This is a genomic window from Glutamicibacter sp. JL.03c (genome assembly GCF_025854375.1).
GTDB lineage: Bacteria > Actinomycetota > Actinomycetes > Actinomycetales > Micrococcaceae > Glutamicibacter.
The window spans coordinates 988,033-1,004,216 of sequence record NZ_CP107575.1; the positions used below are offsets into that span (position 1 = coordinate 988,033).

18 protein-coding genes and 1 tRNA gene are annotated in these 16,184 nt (G+C 62.3%); 11 read left to right on the forward strand and 8 right to left on the reverse strand.

Going from position 1 to position 16,184, the window contains the following annotated elements:
- Positions 1-49 precede the first annotated feature (49 nt).
- Positions 50-1,237, forward strand: a complete 1,188-nt coding sequence (locus tag OF385_RS04545) for a glycosyltransferase (protein ID WP_264277189.1) — start codon at positions 50-52, stop codon at positions 1,235-1,237.
- A gap of 97 nt (positions 1,238-1,334) precedes the next feature.
- Positions 1,335-1,411, forward strand: a tRNA-Ile gene (locus OF385_RS04550).
- A 54-nt stretch (positions 1,412-1,465) separates the two neighbouring features.
- On the opposite strand, the gene OF385_RS04555 is transcribed toward OF385_RS04550, so the two are convergent.
- Positions 1,466-1,744 carry a hypothetical protein gene (locus tag OF385_RS04555; protein ID WP_264277190.1) on the reverse strand — a complete coding sequence of 93 codons (279 nt, stop codon included), beginning with the start codon at positions 1,742-1,744 and terminating at the stop codon, positions 1,466-1,468.
- An 89-nt stretch (positions 1,745-1,833) separates the two neighbouring features.
- Positions 1,834-2,370: a M23 family metallopeptidase gene (locus OF385_RS04560; protein ID WP_264277191.1), complete on the reverse strand. Its 537-nt coding sequence runs from the start codon at positions 2,368-2,370 to the stop codon at positions 1,834-1,836.
- Between the two features lie 393 nt (positions 2,371-2,763).
- Here OF385_RS04560 and rpsB point away from each other — a divergent pair, with 393 nt between their 5' ends.
- The 6 genes from rpsB to OF385_RS04590 all read left to right on the forward strand — a co-directional run bounded on the left by rpsB (position 2,764) and on the right by OF385_RS04590 (position 8,072).
- Entirely contained in the window at positions 2,764-3,588 is an 825-nt protein-coding gene (gene rpsB, locus OF385_RS04565; protein ID WP_264277192.1) for a 30S ribosomal protein S2, read from the forward strand.
- Between the two features lie 145 nt (positions 3,589-3,733).
- Entirely contained in the window at positions 3,734-4,570 is an 837-nt protein-coding gene (tsf, locus tag OF385_RS04570) for a translation elongation factor Ts (RefSeq protein WP_264277193.1), read from the forward strand.
- A 202-nt stretch (positions 4,571-4,772) separates the two neighbouring features.
- A complete protein-coding gene (gene pyrH / locus OF385_RS04575; RefSeq protein ID WP_264277194.1) occupies positions 4,773-5,495 on the forward strand; it encodes a UMP kinase in 723 nt (240 codons plus the stop codon).
- 78 nt (positions 5,496-5,573) lie between these two features.
- Positions 5,574-6,131, forward strand: a complete 558-nt coding sequence (frr, locus tag OF385_RS04580; RefSeq protein WP_022876016.1) for a ribosome recycling factor — start codon at positions 5,574-5,576, stop codon at positions 6,129-6,131.
- Positions 6,131-7,375, forward strand: coding sequence for a phosphatidate cytidylyltransferase (locus OF385_RS04585; RefSeq protein WP_264277195.1), 1,245 nt, complete (start codon positions 6,131-6,133; stop codon positions 7,373-7,375). Before frr ends, OF385_RS04585 begins: the two co-directional genes overlap by 1 nt.
- A gap of 124 nt (positions 7,376-7,499) precedes the next feature.
- Positions 7,500-8,072, forward strand: a complete 573-nt coding sequence (locus OF385_RS04590) for a DivIVA domain-containing protein (protein WP_264277196.1) — start codon at positions 7,500-7,502, stop codon at positions 8,070-8,072.
- A 77-nt stretch (positions 8,073-8,149) separates the two neighbouring features.
- Here OF385_RS04590 and OF385_RS04595 read toward each other — a convergent pair whose 3' ends face one another.
- On the reverse strand, positions 8,150-8,653 hold the full coding sequence (locus OF385_RS04595; RefSeq protein WP_264277197.1) for a MarR family winged helix-turn-helix transcriptional regulator: 504 nt from the start codon (positions 8,651-8,653) through the stop codon (positions 8,150-8,152).
- A 39-nt stretch (positions 8,654-8,692) separates the two neighbouring features.
- Here OF385_RS04595 and OF385_RS04600 point away from each other — a divergent pair, with 39 nt between their 5' ends.
- Positions 8,693-9,619 carry an EamA family transporter gene (locus OF385_RS04600; protein ID WP_264277198.1) on the forward strand — a complete coding sequence of 309 codons (927 nt, stop codon included), beginning with the start codon at positions 8,693-8,695 and terminating at the stop codon, positions 9,617-9,619.
- Here OF385_RS04600 and OF385_RS04605 read toward each other — a convergent pair.
- The 4 genes from OF385_RS04605 to OF385_RS04620 are packed head-to-tail and all read right to left on the reverse strand — an operon-like array spanning position 9,576 to position 13,388.
- On the reverse strand, positions 9,576-11,078 hold the full coding sequence (locus tag OF385_RS04605) for a cation acetate symporter (protein WP_264277199.1): 1,503 nt from the start codon (positions 11,076-11,078) through the stop codon (positions 9,576-9,578). The two genes, OF385_RS04600 and OF385_RS04605, sit on opposite strands and share 44 nt — an antisense overlap.
- The gene (locus OF385_RS04610) at positions 11,044-11,445 is read right to left on the reverse strand and encodes a hypothetical protein (RefSeq protein WP_264277200.1); all 402 of its coding nucleotides are present in this window, start codon (positions 11,443-11,445) and stop codon (positions 11,044-11,046) included. Before OF385_RS04610 ends, OF385_RS04605 begins: the two co-directional genes overlap by 35 nt.
- A gap of 15 nt (positions 11,446-11,460) precedes the next feature.
- Entirely contained in the window at positions 11,461-12,177 is a 717-nt protein-coding gene (locus tag OF385_RS04615) for a LytR/AlgR family response regulator transcription factor (protein ID WP_264277201.1), read from the reverse strand.
- Between the two features lie 29 nt (positions 12,178-12,206).
- Positions 12,207-13,388 (reverse strand): sensor histidine kinase, encoded by a 1,182-nt coding sequence (locus tag OF385_RS04620; RefSeq protein ID WP_264277202.1) that lies wholly within the window; start codon positions 13,386-13,388, stop codon positions 12,207-12,209.
- 194 nt (positions 13,389-13,582) lie between these two features.
- Here OF385_RS04620 and OF385_RS04625 point away from each other — a divergent pair, with 194 nt between their 5' ends.
- Positions 13,583-13,927 carry a DUF485 domain-containing protein gene (locus OF385_RS04625; protein ID WP_264277203.1) on the forward strand — a complete coding sequence of 115 codons (345 nt, stop codon included), beginning with the start codon at positions 13,583-13,585 and terminating at the stop codon, positions 13,925-13,927.
- Positions 13,928-15,550, forward strand: a complete 1,623-nt coding sequence (locus OF385_RS04630; protein ID WP_264277204.1) for a cation acetate symporter — start codon at positions 13,928-13,930, stop codon at positions 15,548-15,550. It abuts the gene before it with no gap.
- Between the two features lie 82 nt (positions 15,551-15,632).
- Here the strand turns inward: OF385_RS04630 and OF385_RS04635 are convergent, their stop codons facing one another.
- Positions 15,633-16,109, reverse strand: a complete 477-nt coding sequence (locus OF385_RS04635; protein WP_264277856.1) for an Lrp/AsnC family transcriptional regulator — start codon at positions 16,107-16,109, stop codon at positions 15,633-15,635.
- Between the last annotated feature and the right edge of the window lie 75 nt (positions 16,110-16,184).

Below are 16,184 nucleotides of genomic sequence, written 5' to 3' on the forward strand. Positions count from 1 at the left end.
GAAGATCCAGACTTTTTCACCCAACCAAGATTCTTGTGAACGACTAAGGATGCCCGTGGCCGAGGAAAAACCACTGACCATTGTCATTGCAGCTGATACCTATCCGCCTGATGTGAATGGCGCAGCGATGTTTTGCTACCGGCTCGCTACCGAAATGCATGCCCGTGGCCACCGGGTGCACGTGCTTGCGGTGCGTGGCGACAAGGGCAAGACCTTCACTGAAATCCGCGACGAGGCTATCGTGCACCGTCTGGAGTCGCATTCGGTGCCGACTCATGAATACTTTCGAATCGTCTTCCCCTGGGAAGCGAACAAGCAGATCGACAGGCTGCTCTCCGAGATCAAACCGGATGTCATCCACGCGCAAAGCCACTACATGATTGGCCAGCGCTCCCTCGGGTGGGCTCGCAAGAACAAGGTCCGTTCCGTAGCCACGAACCACTTCATGCCCGAGAATCTTGATCCATTCCTGCCATTCCCGCGCTGGTTCAAGCGCATTGTTGCGCATAATTCCTGGAAGGATATGGGCAAGATCTTCGGTCGCGCCAGCGCCGTGACGACGCCGACCCCTTTGGCTGCCAAGGCGATGCGCGAGCGGGCAAAGTTGATGAACGTGCTGCCGCTGTCTAACGGCATCGAGGTCGGCAACTATGAACTGGCACCGGGGGAGCAAATCATCAAGAATGATGTCCCGACGATTCTCTTCGCCGGCCGACTGGCAGTTGAGAAGAACATCAACGAACTGATTGAAGCTCTGCCGCTGATGCGTGAAGTTCCCAACGCCATCATCGAGATTGTCGGCGGCGGCGAGCAGCGCAGCAACCTGGAAAAGATCGCTGACGAGCTGGAGATCCGCGATCGCGTGCGTTTCCTTGGCCATATCAGCGATGAGGAGTTGCGCCAGGCGTATCTGCGCTGTGACGTGTTCTGCCAGCCGGGTACCGCTGAATTGCAGTCACTGGTCACACTCGAAGCGCTCTCTGCCTCGAAGCCTGTCGTCTTGGCCAACGCCATGGCGTTGCCGCACCTGGTCGATGAAGGGGTCAACGGGTACATGTTCAAGCCGGGGGATCGGAACGACCTGGCGCAAAAGCTTGACCTGATCTTGTCCATGGACGATGTGCAGCGATTGAAGTTTGGCGAGGCAGGCCACCGCAAGGTGCTGAACCACGCGCAGAAGAAAACCATAGACTCGTTCGAAGCGCTGTATCGCGGCGAAGAAGTCTCAACCCATTAATGCCGATGACGGGCAGCGGTGAGCCAAATCGGTGTTTCGGCTGGTGATGCCCTAGAATATTTCGAGTGTGGTTACGGCTTCGGCTGCGAACTCATGTGGGGAGTTAGCTCAGTTGGTTAGAGCAGGGGACTCATAATCCCTTGGTCATGGGTTCAAGTCCCATACTCCCTACCAAGGCAAATCGCCCGATAGCTCGTGTCAGCGAGTTATCGGGCGATTTTCATGTGTTCAGCTCAGTGGATCTTCCGGCTGCGGCTTCCCTGCATGCTGGATGGTTCCAGGACGGGAGTCAGGTTCTTTGCCCATAGCCATGTTTTCGATGGCGATGCCGGCATCGCCCAGCGGTTCAAAGCCCTGGCGAAGATTGCCCTGGCGCCGCGCGAGAATGAGGCGGCGGATGAGTCCTGCCGCCACCGCGAGCGGGAACGCGATCCAGGGGATGATCCCGAAGTTCGTTCTTGCATCGTCGTCCGAGAGCCCATGGATCACGCCAAGCAGCACGATCATGGCGCACACTGTTATGGCTATCGCTTTTTTCATCGCCCGCTCCAGCCGATCTACTGTCCAGGTGGCTTCTATCGGAACGGGCTGGGCCGTTATTGCTCCAGCGGCAACAGGATCGACGGGCGCATATCCCGGATCAGCAGGACCGGATCGATATAATCGCCGTTCAATCGCACACCCCAGTGGATGCACCTTGATGAGCAATGCGCTCCGGTGGACACTGTTCCCACGTGGGCACCGGCATCCACCCAATCGCCCACGTCCGCTTTCGAGCTGACCGGTTCGAGACTGGTCTTGAATCCGTTGCCGTGATCAATGACCATCACGGGGCGATCGACGATTCTCGACGCGAAGGTGACCTGCCCTCGCTGTGGAGCGAAGACCTTGTCCCCTTCGGCGGCGGCGAGATCGACGCCGCGGTGTCCGGGAAGCCAGTTCTCGGCCGGCTTGTCGAAGGGCTCGGTGATCCTTGGTTCACCCGCCAACGGCCATCGCCAGCCATCGGCCGTTCTCAGCGCAGATGGAATCTGCGGCGGCAGTTGTGTCGTTGATGCCCCCGTCGCAAACAGGATGACACCCACGGCGCATGCCAGAAGCCTTGGTAGTTTCAATGCCGGATGAGTTTTCATTTCTATAGCGTGGAATGCAGCACGAGGCAGATCAGCGAAAACGCGTCGGATTGTGGGTAAGCCGATGGGCTCTAGATCACGGTTCTGGGTGCGGTGAGAAGCAATGCGTGTAGTACACTTGAAACAGCAGTTTCCTGTCATAGGTGTGTCCAAAATTGGATGCAACAGGCAAGAGATTGACTTCGCGCATGAGGTTCCACGGTCACAACGGCTGTGGCCAGAGGTTCCAGTGGTCCGAGAGAATCGGTGGACCGACGGCGAGATGCCAAGCATCTTCGGCCCTCATGCTAGGGCGGATATCCACAATGGCTATCTGCATCAACCCGAACAACCAAGAGCAGTTACCGCGGGCGCACGTGTGCCCGGTCCGCCACTGCTGAAAGGAGTTGCGACATGCCAGTCGTAACCATGCGAGAGCTGCTTGACAGCGGCGTCCACTTCGGCCACCAGACCCGTCGCTGGAACCCAAAGATGAAGCGTTTCATCTTCACCGAGCGTAATGGCATCTACATCATCGACCTGCAGCAGTCGCTGTCGTTCATCGACCGCGCTTTCGAGTTCGTGAAGCAGACCGTTGCCCACGGCGGCACCGTACTGTTCGTTGGTACCAAGAAGCAGGCCCAGGAATCCATTGCTGAGCAGGCTAACCGCGTTGGCCAGCCATACGTGAACCAGCGCTGGCTCGGCGGTATGCTGACCAACTTCCAGACCGTCTCCAAGCGCGTTCAGCGCATGAAGGAACTGGAAGAGATCAACTTCGAGGACGTTGCCGGCTCCGGTCACACCAAGAAGGAACTGCTGCTGCTCAAGCGCGAGCTGACCAAGCTGCAGAACAACCTCGGTGGTATCCGCAACCTGACCCGTACCCCTTCCGCTATCTGGATCGTTGACACCAAGAAGGAACACTTGGCTATCGACGAAGCTCAGAAGCTGGGCATCCCAGTTGTCGCCATCTTGGACACCAACTGCGATCCAGACGAAGTTACCTACCCAATCCCAGGCAACGACGACGCTATCCGCTCCGTCAACCTGCTGACCCGCGTTGTTGCTGACGCTGTGGCCGAAGGCCTCATCGCCAAGAACAACAAGGCTGCCGGCAAGTCTGAGGGTGCCGCTGAGCCACTGGCTGAGTGGGAGCGCGAACTGCTTGAGGGTGAGAAGGCCAAGGCTGAGGCTCCTGCTGAGGAAGCTGCAACCGAGGCTGGCGAAGCCAAGTAGTCACCTGCGTGACTCAAAGAGTTTGCCTTGAGGCACTAGCGTGTTGATTGAGGCGAGCTCTGCCAAGTCTTGTGGGACGGGCCGGAGAACCGACCCGTCCCACAAGCAAATCAAACTTGAAACTCCTAGCTGAATGGGATTGCACGTGGCAAACTACACCGCTGCTGATATCAAGGCACTGCGCGAGCGCACTGGCGCCGGCATGATGGACGTTAAGAAGGCTCTGGACGAGGCTAACGGCGACGCCGAGAAGGCCATCGAGATCATTCGCGTCAAGGGCCTGAAGGGCGCTACCAAGCGCGAAGGCCGTTCGACCGCTGAAGGCCTGGTTGCTGCCAAGGTCGAAGGTACCGTTGGCGTAATGGTCGAGATCAACTGCGAGACCGACTTCGTCGCAAAGAACGAGAAGTTCATCGCTCTGGCTGCCAAGGTTCTGGATGCCGCTGTGGCTTCCGGCGCTGCAGATGCAGAAGCACTGCTGGCTTACGAGCTGGACGGCAAGACCATCGGTGACACCGTCATCGAAGAGGGCGCAATCCTCGGCGAGAAGATCGTTGTCCGCCGCGTTGCCCGCATCGAGGGTGCCAAGGTTGCTGCCTACCTGCACAAGACCAGCAAGGACCTGCCAGCTCAGGTTGGCGTTCTGATGGCTGTGGATGCAGACAGCGAAGCTGCTGCAACCGTTGCCCACGACGTTGCTGTGCACACCGCCGCACTGGCTCCAACCTACCTGTCCCGCGAAGAGGTTCCAGAAGATAAGGTTGCCGACGAGCGCCGTATCGCTGACGAGACCGCTCGCGCAGAGGGCAAGCCAGAAGCTGCATTGACCAAGATCGTTGAAGGCCGCCTGACCGGCTTCTTCAAGGAGATCGTCCTGGTTGACCAGGCTTTCGCCAAGGACGCCAAGAAGTCCGTAGGCAAGGTCTTCGAAGAAGCTGGCACCAAGCCAGTTGCTTTCGCACGCTTCCGCGTTGGCGCCTAAGCCCTAGAGCTTCAGGCACTATCAACACGCGCTAAGCGACACGCGCTCAGGGGAATCTGAGCGCACAAGACAAAGGGAGGTGGGCACCGAGAAATAACTCGGTGACTCGCCTCCCTTTTCTTGAGCCCGGATCACAAGATAACTTGGGAACTGGGAAGTACTACCCACAGCTTGATTCCGACCTCCAGGAGTAAGACACCATATGCCAACCACCCCAGAAACCAAACGTCGTCGCGTCCTGCTCAAGCTCTCCGGCGAGGTGTTCGGCGGCGGCAAGGTCGGCGTTGACCCGGACACCGTGCGCGGTGTCGCCCAGCAGATCGCCGCAACCGTGGGTGAAGTGGAAGTGGCCATCGTTGTCGGCGGCGGCAACTTCTTCCGTGGTGCCGAGCTCTCGGCAGCCGGCATGGATCGCTCCCGTGCTGACTACATGGGCATGCTCGGCACCGTCATGAACTGCCTGGCCCTGCAGGACTTCCTGGAACAGTGCGGCGTTGAAACCCGTGTGCAGTCGGCCATCGCCATGGCCCAGGTCGCAGAAAACTATATCCCGCGCCGTGCCATCCGCCACATGGAAAAGAACCGCGTAGTCATCTTCGGTGCCGGCGCGGGCCTTCCGTACTTCTCCACCGATACCGTCGCCGCGCAGCGTGCCTTGGAAGTAGACGCGGACGAGGTGCTGATGGCCAAGTCGGGCGTCGACGGCGTCTACACGGCGGACCCAAAGAAGGATCCAAGCGCCAAGAAGCTGGATACCCTGACCTACAACGAAGCACTGCTGAAGAACATCCGCGTAATGGACCAGACCGCCATGACCATGTGCCAGGACAACAAGCTGGATATGCTCGTCTTCGGCATGGAAGGCGAAGGAAACGTGGCTTCCGCTATTCGCGGCGAGCGGATCGGCACCACCGTCACCGTTTAATCGGTGATCGTGGCCTAGGATTGAAGTAGATTTATTTTCCCGTTGCGGAAGCACAGATGAAGTACTTGAGGAGTACCGGTGATTGAGGAAACGCTGGCGGAGACCGCCGAAAAGATGGAACGCACCATTGATGCCGCCAAGGAGGACTTCGCGACTATTCGTACCGGTCGCGCCCACCCGGGCATGTACTCGAAGGTCATGGTCGACTACTACGGTTCGCCAACCCCGCTGCAGCAGCTGGCTTCCTTCGCAGTTCCTGAAGCACGCACCATCACCATCACTCCGTTCGACGTCACCGCGTTGCGCGAAATCGAGAAGGCGCTGGGTGACCCGGAGGTCGGCGCCAACCCATCTTCCGACGGCAAGATGATCCGCGTGGTGCTTCCGGTGCTGACCGAGGAACGCCGCAAGGAATACGTCAAGCTGGCCAAGTCCAAGGGCGAAGACGCACGCGTTGCACTGCGCAACCACCGCCGCAAGGCCAAGGACACCATCGACAAGCTGGTCAAGGATGGCGAAATCGGCGAAGACGAGGGCACCCGTGCAGAAAAGGACCTCGACGCGCTGACCAAGAAGCACGTTGATTCGGTCGACGAGATCTTGAAGAAAAAAGAAGCCGAGCTGCTGGACGTCTAATGCCAGGCTCGACAGAGAACACTGAGGGCAACGCTTCGGCGGTGCCCTCAGTGGCATCCGGTACCGTCCAGCCGATGACTCGGCGTGAAGCCCGTGCGCTGCGCGAGGCCGAAGAGAAGGCCAGGAAGCGCGGGGGTGCCTCGCGCCAGCCCGCTGACAGCGCGGCACCCGAGGCGCCCGAGATGCGCAAGCTGGACCAGGCCACGACCGCCCACGCCAAGCAGCGCGCCAAGATCGTATTCGAAGCCGACAAGGAACAGCCCGCCGCGACGCCCGAATCCAAGCCGGACAAGGATCCGGTCGCGGCTGAGATGCCGGAGCCGCCGCACAGCGACTCCGAGGACCTGGCGGAAACCGGGGAACCCGATGCGCAGGAAGCGGCGATCCCGCCCGAGTTGCTGATCGGCAACCCGGAGCCGAAGAAGTCGCGGGCCGGACGCAACCTGCCAGCGGCCATCGGCGTCGGCGTGGTGCTCCTTGGCGTGGTGCTCGGGGGATTGTTCCTCTACGAGCCGCTGCTGGTCTTTGCCGTCACCGTGCTCAGCGGCATCGGCTGCTGGGAAGTCGCGCGAGCCACGACCCATGCGAAAACCGCGGTGCCCCAGGTGCCGCTGTACCTGGCCTCGATCCTGCTGCCGGTCAGCGCCGTGCTCGGCGGGGTGGAAGCGCTCGGATTCAGTTTTGTCGCGTGCATGCTCGTAGCCTTGCTCTTCCGGCTCATGGAAGGGCTCAAGGGAGCGGTGGCCTCGGTGATGAGCAGCGTGTTCATCATCAGCTGGATACCGTTGCTCCTGTCTTTTGCGCTCTTGATGCTCGAAGGGGAGAACGGCCAGTGGCTGATCGCCACGATCCTGTTGCTGGCGGTCGCCAACGATACCTTCGGCTACATCGTGGGCGTGTTGATCGGCAAGCATCCGATGGCTCCGAAGATCTCGCCGAAGAAGTCCTGGGAAGGCTTTGGCGGCTCGATGCTCGGCTCGATGATCATCGGCGCCTGCGCCATGGTGTTCTGGCTTGATATGCCCTGGTGGGCCGGCGTGATCCTCGCGTTCTTCACCACCATCGCGGCCACCACCGGCGACTTCGCGGAGTCGATGGTCAAGCGCGAGCTGGGCATCAAGGATATGAGCAACTTGCTTCCCGGCCATGGCGGAATCATGGACCGATTGGATTCGGTGCTCTTCGTCATCCCGCTGGGGTACCTGATTTCGCACCTGTTGGCTTGGAGCGTTGCGGTCTTCTGATCCCTGCGCGGCACCGACGCTGGTGTGGCCAATGAGCCAAGTTCGGCTCGAGCAAATAGAATGGGTGGGGTGCCGTCTGCCGATGGCAAGCCACTGACGTCTCTCTAGAGAAAAAGGAACTGTCGTGTCGCAGCAGCAAGATGCTCCGTTTTCCCGCGTACCGGACTCCGAGTTCGGCTACAACGCAAAGCAGGTTGATGCGTTCCTCAGCCGTGCCCGGGCAACCTTCAACGGCGGGGGAAACGACGACAGCGTGGTCACCAGCCACCTGATTCGCCGCACCACGTTTGCCCCGCAGAAGGGCGGATACCAGGCGCGCGAAGTGGATGGCGCACTGGATCGGCTTGAAGACGTTTTCGCCAAGCGGGAACGCGATGACCTGATCGCGCATCAGGGAGAAGAGGTCTGGCTGCAGCAGGTCGGACGCCTGGCAGCCATTCTGCGTGGACGCCTGCACCGCGCCAAGGGCGAGCGCTTCCGCCGCCCATCGCGATCCAACGCCCCCAGCTACAACGTCGAAGACGTCGACCGGCTCTGCGACCAGCTGATCGACTACTTCGAAAACGATGTGCCGATGGCTGTGGATGCCGTGCGCCGCGTTGAGTTCCGTTCCGCGCAGGGTACCGACGGCTATGAAGAATCCCAGGTTGATGCCTTCCTCGATCGCGTGGTCGAGTTGATGGCATCCATCGACTGATACGAGCGCAGCAGGGTACTAGATACAAGCCGCAACGGCGGGCAGGATGTTTCTCCTGCCCGCCGTTGCGGCTTGTGTCATTCCTGCAAAGGCTCGTAGTGTTTCAGCCAGTTCTTCAGGGCGCCTTCCAGTGCGGTTTGCTCGTTGGCGGACAGCTGCGCGATCAAGCGTGCTTCGTTGGCGAGGTGGTCGGTCATGACCTCGTCGATCTTGTTCTTGCCCTGGGCGGTCAGGCTGATGCGGCGCCGGCGCTGGTCGCCGTTGTCGTGGTGCCGCGATACATAGCCGGCTGAGACCAGCCGGTCCAGCCGCTTGGTGGTCGCTCCCGAGGTGACCATGGTTTGGGCAGCGAGCTCGCTGGGTGCCAGCGAGTAGGGTTCTCCGCTGCGCCGCAGGGTTGCCAGTACATCGAATTCGGCTTCGGTCAGCCCGTGTTCTGCATATACCGCGCAGACTTCTTCGCGCAGGAAGATCGCTAGCCGGTGCAGCCTGCCGATGATTCCCTGGGGTGCCGGATCCAGATCGGGGCGCTCGGTGGCCCACTGCTGCTGGATGCGCCCCACATGGTCTAAATGCTCCATGTCTTTATTATAGTTTCCAAGGAAGCTAATATAGTTTCCATGGAAACTATTTCAGCGCGCCGGGCTGCCCGGGGCCTGCCGTTGGGCCGGCTGGCCCTCACCGCCATCGCTCCCATCGCGTGGGGATCAACCTACTATGTCACCCGCGAGTACCTGCCAGCGGACGCGGCGCTGTGGGGCGGGGTATTCAGGGCCTTGCCGGCAGGGCTGATCTTGCTGCTGGTCTGCCGCCGGTTGCCGCAAGGCAGCTGGTGGTGGAGATCCCTGGTTCTGGGCACCTTGAATATCGGCGCATTTTTCGCCCTGGTCTATGCGGTCGCACAGATCCTGCCTTCCAGCATTGCCGCGACCACGATGGCCGTGTCCGCCGCAGTGCTCATGCTCCTGGCCTGGCCGCTGCTGGGGGAGCGTCCGACCCGCTGGCCGCTGCTGGGAGCCGCGCTGGGCTTCATCGGCGTGGCGATCATGGTGTTCGACGGGCAGAGCCGCATCAACATGCTCGGGATTCTCTTGTCGTTGACCGCCATGGCCATTTCCAGCCTTGGCTTCATCCTTGCCAAGAAATGGTCCCGCGGGCAACGGATCCTGGATACCACGGCCTGGCAGCTGGTGGCCGGCGGCCTGCTGCTCTTGCCCTTCGCCTGGCTGATCCAGGGACCGCCCCCGGCTCTGGACCTCCCCGCAGTGCTGGGTTTCGGCTACCTGAGCCTTGTCGCGACCGCGGCCGCGTTCCTCGCCTGGTTCAGTGGCTTGAGGCATTTGCCCTCGGCCACCGTGGGGCTGCTCGGCCTGTTGAATCCGGTGACCGGGGTGATTCTGGGAACGCTGCTGGCGGCCGAAACCCTTGGCTTGCAGAGTCTGGGCGGCATGGCCATGGTGCTTTCCGGCGTGCTCCTGGGGCTGTTGGCCAAAAGAGCACCAGCTAGAATTTCACCCCGCGATCCGGTACATGCAGCAGCGCCATGACGCGCTCCACATTGCCGGGCACGGCGCGCTGGGTGCCGCGCGAAACCGTGATCATCACCGCAAACGCCAAGGGCACGCTCCACGCAGCTGGCTGGCGCAAGAGGTGGATCCACCATTGGTCGGTGGCAGGCAGGAAAATCCCGATCATCAACGATGCCCCGCAGGTGATCGCTCCGACCAGCAGTCCCGCGATGGCGCCTCGGGCGGTGAGCGAACGCCACCAGATCCCCAGCAGCAGCAGCGGGCAGATCGTCGAGGCGGTGAAGGCGAAGACATTGCCGATGGCTCCGGCCAAGGCCAGCGAACTGGTGAGCACCGCGATCAGCACCGGCAGGGCGGTGGCGAGCACCGTGGAGATCCTGAACCCGCGCACCGTGCCGGAGAAGAACTCCTGGGAAATGGCACCGGCCAGCGATACCACCAGGCCGGAGGTGGTGGAAAGGAACGCGGCGAAGGCGCCGCCGACCACAATGGCGGTCAGCGCGTCGGCGAGGAAGCCGTCAAAAAGCCGGGCCGGCAGCAGCAGGATCGTCGCATCGGTTTCGTTGTTGGCTCCGAGGTCCGGGGTATAGAGAATCCCCAGGACCCCCAGTGTCGTGGGCAGCAGGTAGAAGGCCGAGAGCAGGCACAGCACGATCACCGTGGTGGTGCGGGCGGTCTGGCCGGTGGGGTTGGTGTAGAAGCGCACCAGCACGTGGGGCAGGCCCAGGGTGCCGAAGAGCAGCGCGAGGATGATCGAGACCGTTTCGTACAGGTTCATCGTAGTGACCGATTCCAGCTGCGCAGACAGGCTGTGCGCGCGTTCGCCGGCAGACTGCTGGGGGATGGCGCGGACCAGCAGGAAGATCGTCGGGATCACCAGGGCTGCGAGCTTGAACCAATATTGGAAGGCCTGGACAAAGGTCACCGATCGCATGCCGCCGGAGAGCACCGTCACGCAGACGACCGCCGCCACCACCACTGGCCCGACCCAGCCCGGGAGGCCCGTGGCGATCGAGAGGGTCAACGCCGCGCCGTGCATTTGCGGAACGATGTAAAGCCAGCAGATCACCACCACCAGGTAGGTGGTCAGCTTGCGCAGCATCGGCGAATTCTCGAAGCGGATCTGCGCGAAATCCGGGATCGTATAGGCCCGGGAGCGGCGCAGCGGGGCGGCCACAAAAAGCAGCAGCATCAGATACCCGGCGGTATAGCCGATCGGGAACCACAGCCCGGATTGCCCCGAGAGCACGATCAGCCCGGCCACCCCGAGGAAGGAGGCGGCCGAAAGGTACTCGCCGCCGATGGCCGAGGCATTCCACCACGGGCGCACGGTGCGCGAGGCGACGTAGAAATCCGAGGTGGTGCGCGAGAGGCGCAACCCGTAAAAGGCGATGAGCATGGTGGCCAGGCAGACCACCACGAGCGCGGAGATTGACAGCGCGCTAGCCACGGCTGATGCTCCGATACCGTTGCTCATTGCGTGCCGCGGCCCGGTTGTAGAGCAAGCCGGCGAGGATGATCAGCGGGTACATGCCCACTCCCAGCACCCACCAGGGCAGCGGAATGCTCAAGAGCTGGATATGCGAGACCACAGGCCAGAAGACCAGCAGCGAGCAGATGCCCACCAGCAGGGCCAGGAGGCCCGCGGCCACCGCGCAGGCCAGGCGCAGCTGGGAGCGGATGAGCTGGCGGACGTAGAATTCCTCGGCGGTATGCTCCGGGCTCTGGTTCGGCGGCAGCAGCGAGGCATCCTGGGGCGCCTGGACGCGCACGCGTTGCGGACGTTGCTGGGCAAAACGCCCGGCGGGCTCAGGGGGCTGTGGCCCGGGGGAGGAACTGTGCACTGGCGGCCCGGGTTCCTAGAGCGGGCGAACGCGGTTGGCGGCCAAGCGCTCGCGCAGATAGGGCAGGGCGCGGCGCGAAATCGGCAGTTCCGCGCCATGGACGATCACCGCGGCCTTGCCGGTCTGCAGGCGCACCGTCTCGATCTTGTCCATGCACACCAGGTAGGAGCGGTGGATCCGGACGAAGCCGGATTCGCCCCACTGCTGCTCCAGGTCGTTGAGCGGGACGCGGATCAGGTAGCTCGAATCCTTGGTGTGCAGGCGGGCGTAGTCGCCTTGGGCCTGCACGTAGGCGATGGCGCTGCGCGGGATCAGCTTGGTGATGCCGCCCTGGTCGACGGTGATCATTTCGGGCTTGGCCGGGGTTTCCTCCACCAGCTCGCAGATGCGGCGCACGGATTCGGCCAGGCGCTGCGGGCGGATCGGCTTGAGCACGTAGTCGATGGCGGCCAGCTCGAAGGCCTGCAGGGCCTGGTCTTCGTCGGCGGTGACAAAAACGATCAGCGGGGGATGGGTGAAGCGGGAAATGACCCGGGCGATATCCAGGCCGGAGAGCGCAGGCATGTGGATGTCCAGGAAGAGCGCATCGACATCGTTTTCTTCCAGGGCCTTGAGGGCCGCGGCTCCGGAGGTGGCCCGGTGGATCTTGCCGATTCGCGAATCCTGGCTCAGCAGGAAGGAGATCTCTTCTACTGCCGGGAGTTCATCATCGGCCACCACCACGTTAATCATGCAAGAATTCTACCGTTTTCCGCGGTTTCCTAAACATCTTGGCCGCTGGTGTCTGGCGCGCGGAATTTGGGAACGCGCAGGGTGATCAGCGTTCCGGCCCCCGGAGCGGTATCGATCACCAATCCATTGGAGTTTCCGTAGAGCTGGCGCAGGCGCAGGTCGACGTTGCGCAGCCCCACATGCATGGTGGTGGTGGTCCCCGCCAGGACGCTGGCCAGCTGTTCGGGATCCATGCCCATGCCGTCATCCTCCACGGAAATCACCGCATGCATGCCATCCTCGGTGGCCGTGATCGAAATGACGCCGCCATCGGGCCGCGCCTCCAGGCCATGGCGCACCGCATTCTCCACCAGCGGCTGCAGGGCCAGAAACGGGATCTGGGTGGGCAGCACCTCGGGCGCGATCTGCAGGGACACCTTGATGCGTTCGCCGAAGCGGGCTTTTTCCAGCAGGAGATAGCGGTCGATCGCTTCCAGCTCTTCGGCCAGGGTCGTGAATTCTCCGCGGCGCCTGAAGGAGTAGCGGGTGAAATCGGCGAACTCGATCACCAGTTCGCGGGCGCGCGCCGGATCGGTATTGATGAAGGAGGCGATGGCATTCAGCGAGTTGTAGATGAAGTGCGGGGAGATCTGGGCGCGCAGGGCCCGCATCTGCGCTTCGAGCAGCATGGCCTTGGACTCGTCCAATTGCGCGGTGGAGACCTGGGCGGAGACGAAGACCGCCACCTCCGATACCGCGCGCACGAAGCTGGCCCCGGCGCGCACGGACAGGGCCACGACGGTGCCCACGCTTTGATCCCCGACGGTGATCGGCGCGGCCACGATATCCATGCCGGCCGAATGCCTCACCTGGGTTTTCCCGGTGGCCAGGGTGCTGGCCGAGGCCTTGGAGGCATCTTCCTCCAGCTGCGCGGTGAAGTCGATGCCGGCATCCGTGGCAAGGATCCGCGAGGTGTCGCTGATCAGCAGCACCTGGCAGTTCAGCAGCCGGCGCAGGGCCTTGGCGCTCTTGGCCGCGCCTTCCTCGGTGAGCCCGCGCTCGAGGTGGGGGACCGCTACCGACATGTGGTGCAGCGTCTTGTAGGTGGCTTCTTCGGCGTCCGTGCCCATCTCCCTGGTCGAGCGGGAGATCTTGAAGCCGAAGTAGCCGACGATGGCTATGCCAAGCACCACGATGACCGCGATCAGGGTGGCTTGCAACGCTGGAGACATGATCCCATCTTAGAGCCCGGTGGTGCGCGGACCGCTGAACGGTGCCCCTGCGCCGTTGGGCGCAGATTTCGCCCCGTTGAGCCACAGGCCACCGGATACCCCTAGTCGCGAACTGAATCTTCGCCAATAGTGAAATGAGTCACACACTGGATGTGCGCTCAATCACATCCCCAACTCGCTCAAGGAGGGCATCAATGAGTGCCAACCCGGAACACGACGTCACCGGCGACGTCGATTTTGTTACGGAGAGCCAATCCGGGGAATTCCAGGAACTGCGCAGAACGCACCGCAGTTTCGTTTTCCCGATGGCCATCCTCTTCCTCGTCTGGTATTTCGCCTACGTCTTGCTGGCCGACTACTTCCATGACTTCATGTCGATCAAGGTCTGGGGCAACATCAACATGGGCATCCTCCTCGGGCTGCTGCAGTTCGTGTCGACCTTCCTGATCACCGCGGCCTACGTCAGCTTCTCGAACAAGAAGCTGGACCCCAAGGCCACTGCCATCCGCGAACGCCTCGAGCACGAGGGAGTGAAATAAATGCACCAGCTCCCCATCCTCGCCCAAGCCGCGGAATCCACCCAGGTGGGCAATCCGCTGGTTAATATCGGCATCTTCATCGCCTTCGTGGGCATCACCCTGGTGATCGTGCTGCGGGCGTCGAAGAACAACAAGACCGCCGCCGACTACTACGCCGGCGGCCGCTCCTTCACCGGTACCCAGAACGGCACCGCGATCGCCGGCGACTACCTGTCGGCGGCCTCCTTCCTGGGCATTGTCGGCGCCATCGCCATCAACGGCTATGACGGCTTCCTCTACTCCATCGGCTTCCTGGTCGCCTGGCTGGTGGCCCTGCTGCTGGTCGCCGAGCTGCTGCGCAATACCGGCAAGTTCACCATGGCCGACGTGCTCTCCTTCCGCCTCAAGCAGCGCCCGGTGCGCATTGCCGCGGCCATCTCCACCCTCGCAGTGTGCGTGTTCTACCTGCTGGCTCAGATGGCTGGCGCCGGCGCGCTGGTCTCGCTGCTGCTGGGTATCGATGAGAAGCTCGGCCAGTCGCTGGTGATCGTGATCGTCGGCGCGCTGATGATCCTCTACGTACTGGTCGGCGGCATGAAGGGCACCACCTGGGTGCAGATCATCAAGGCCTGCCTGCTGATTGCCGGCGCGCTGATCATGACCGTCTGGACCCTGGCGCTCTTCGGCTTCAACTTCTCCGAACTGCTGGGCAAGGCCGCGGAAGTCGCGGGCAACCCGGAAATCCTGAACCCGGGCCTGCAATACGGCAAGAGCGAAACCTCCAAGCTGGACTTCATCTCGCTGGCCCTGGCCCTGGTCCTTGGCACCGCTGGCCTGCCGCACGTGCTGATGCGCTTCTACACGGTTCCTACTGCCAAGGAAGCCCGCAAGTCCGTGGTGTGGGCGATCTGGCTGATCGGCGCCTTCTACCTGTTCACCCTGGTTCTGGGCTTCGGAGCCGGCGCGCTGATCGGGCCGGACCGCATCAAGGCCGCGCCGGGCGGCGTGAACTCGGCGGCTCCGCTGCTGGCCTATGAATTGGGCGGCACCGTGCTGCTGGGCCTGATCTCGGCAGTTGCTTTCGCAACCATCCTCGCGGTGGTCGCAGGCCTGACCATTACCGCCGCGGCTTCCTTCGCCCACGATGTGTATGCCTCGGTGATCGCCAAGGGGAAGTCCACCCCGCAGAAGGAAATGAAGGTGGCCCGTCGCACCGTGCTGGTGATCGGCGTCTTCGCGATCGCCGGCGGCATCGGTGCCCAGGGGCAGAACGTCGCCTTCCTGGTGGCATTGGCGTTCGCGGTGGCTGCCTCGGCGAACCTGCCCACCATCCTGTACTCGCTGTTCTGGAAGGGCTTCAAGACCCGCGGCGCGGTGTGGTCCATGTATGGCGGCCTTGGCTCGGCACTGATCCTGATCATTTTCTCGCCGGTCTTCTCCGGGGCGGAAACTTCGATGATCCCGAGCATCGACATGTCGATCTTCCCGCTGGCCAACCCGGGCATCGTCTCGATCCCGCTGGCATTCCTTCTCGGCTGGGTGGGCTCGGTGACCGATCGGGGCACCGAGGATCCTGCCAAGCAGGCGGAGATGGAAGTTCGTTCGCTCACCGGTGTCGGCGCTGAAAAGGCTGTCGACCACTAGAGGCCAGCGGCACCAGCCGCTACTCCGCTAGCCCTGGGGGCCCGCCGAATCCGGCGTGGCACCCAGGGCTTTGCCATGGCTGCTATGGGCTGGGGGATTCCAATGAATGCCGCAGCAGCTCCGTGGTCCGGTAGGGGACCAGCTGTGCCATGGACAGGGCTGAGTCCGCGCGATTCACCCCGTCGATATGCAGCAGTTGGCCGTGCACCCGGAAGAGCTGCTCGGCATCCTTGGCGGCCACGCGCACCAGGATGTCGGCGTTGCCGGTGAGCCCGTGGGCTTCGAGGACCTCTGGGATGGCGGCCAGCTTGGCGGAGATCTCTTCGAGGTAGCGCTGGTCGACGTGCAGCTCGATGAAGGAGAGCAATCCGTAGCCCAGGGCGGCGGGCGGAATCCGGCGGTCCGGGGGCTCGAGGATTTCGTTCTCCAGGCGGGTCATGCGCGATTGCACCGTATTTCGCCCCAAATTCAGCGCCATCGCGATGGCCGAGCCGGTGCGCTTTTTCGCGGTGGCCAGGGCGAGCAATATCCGGCGGTCAGTCATGTCCAAGAGGTGCATAATGAGCACGTTAGCACCCCCTTCGGGGGATAAATAGGGCGTTTTGCGCTAATTTCAGAATCGCCATTGTGCGTC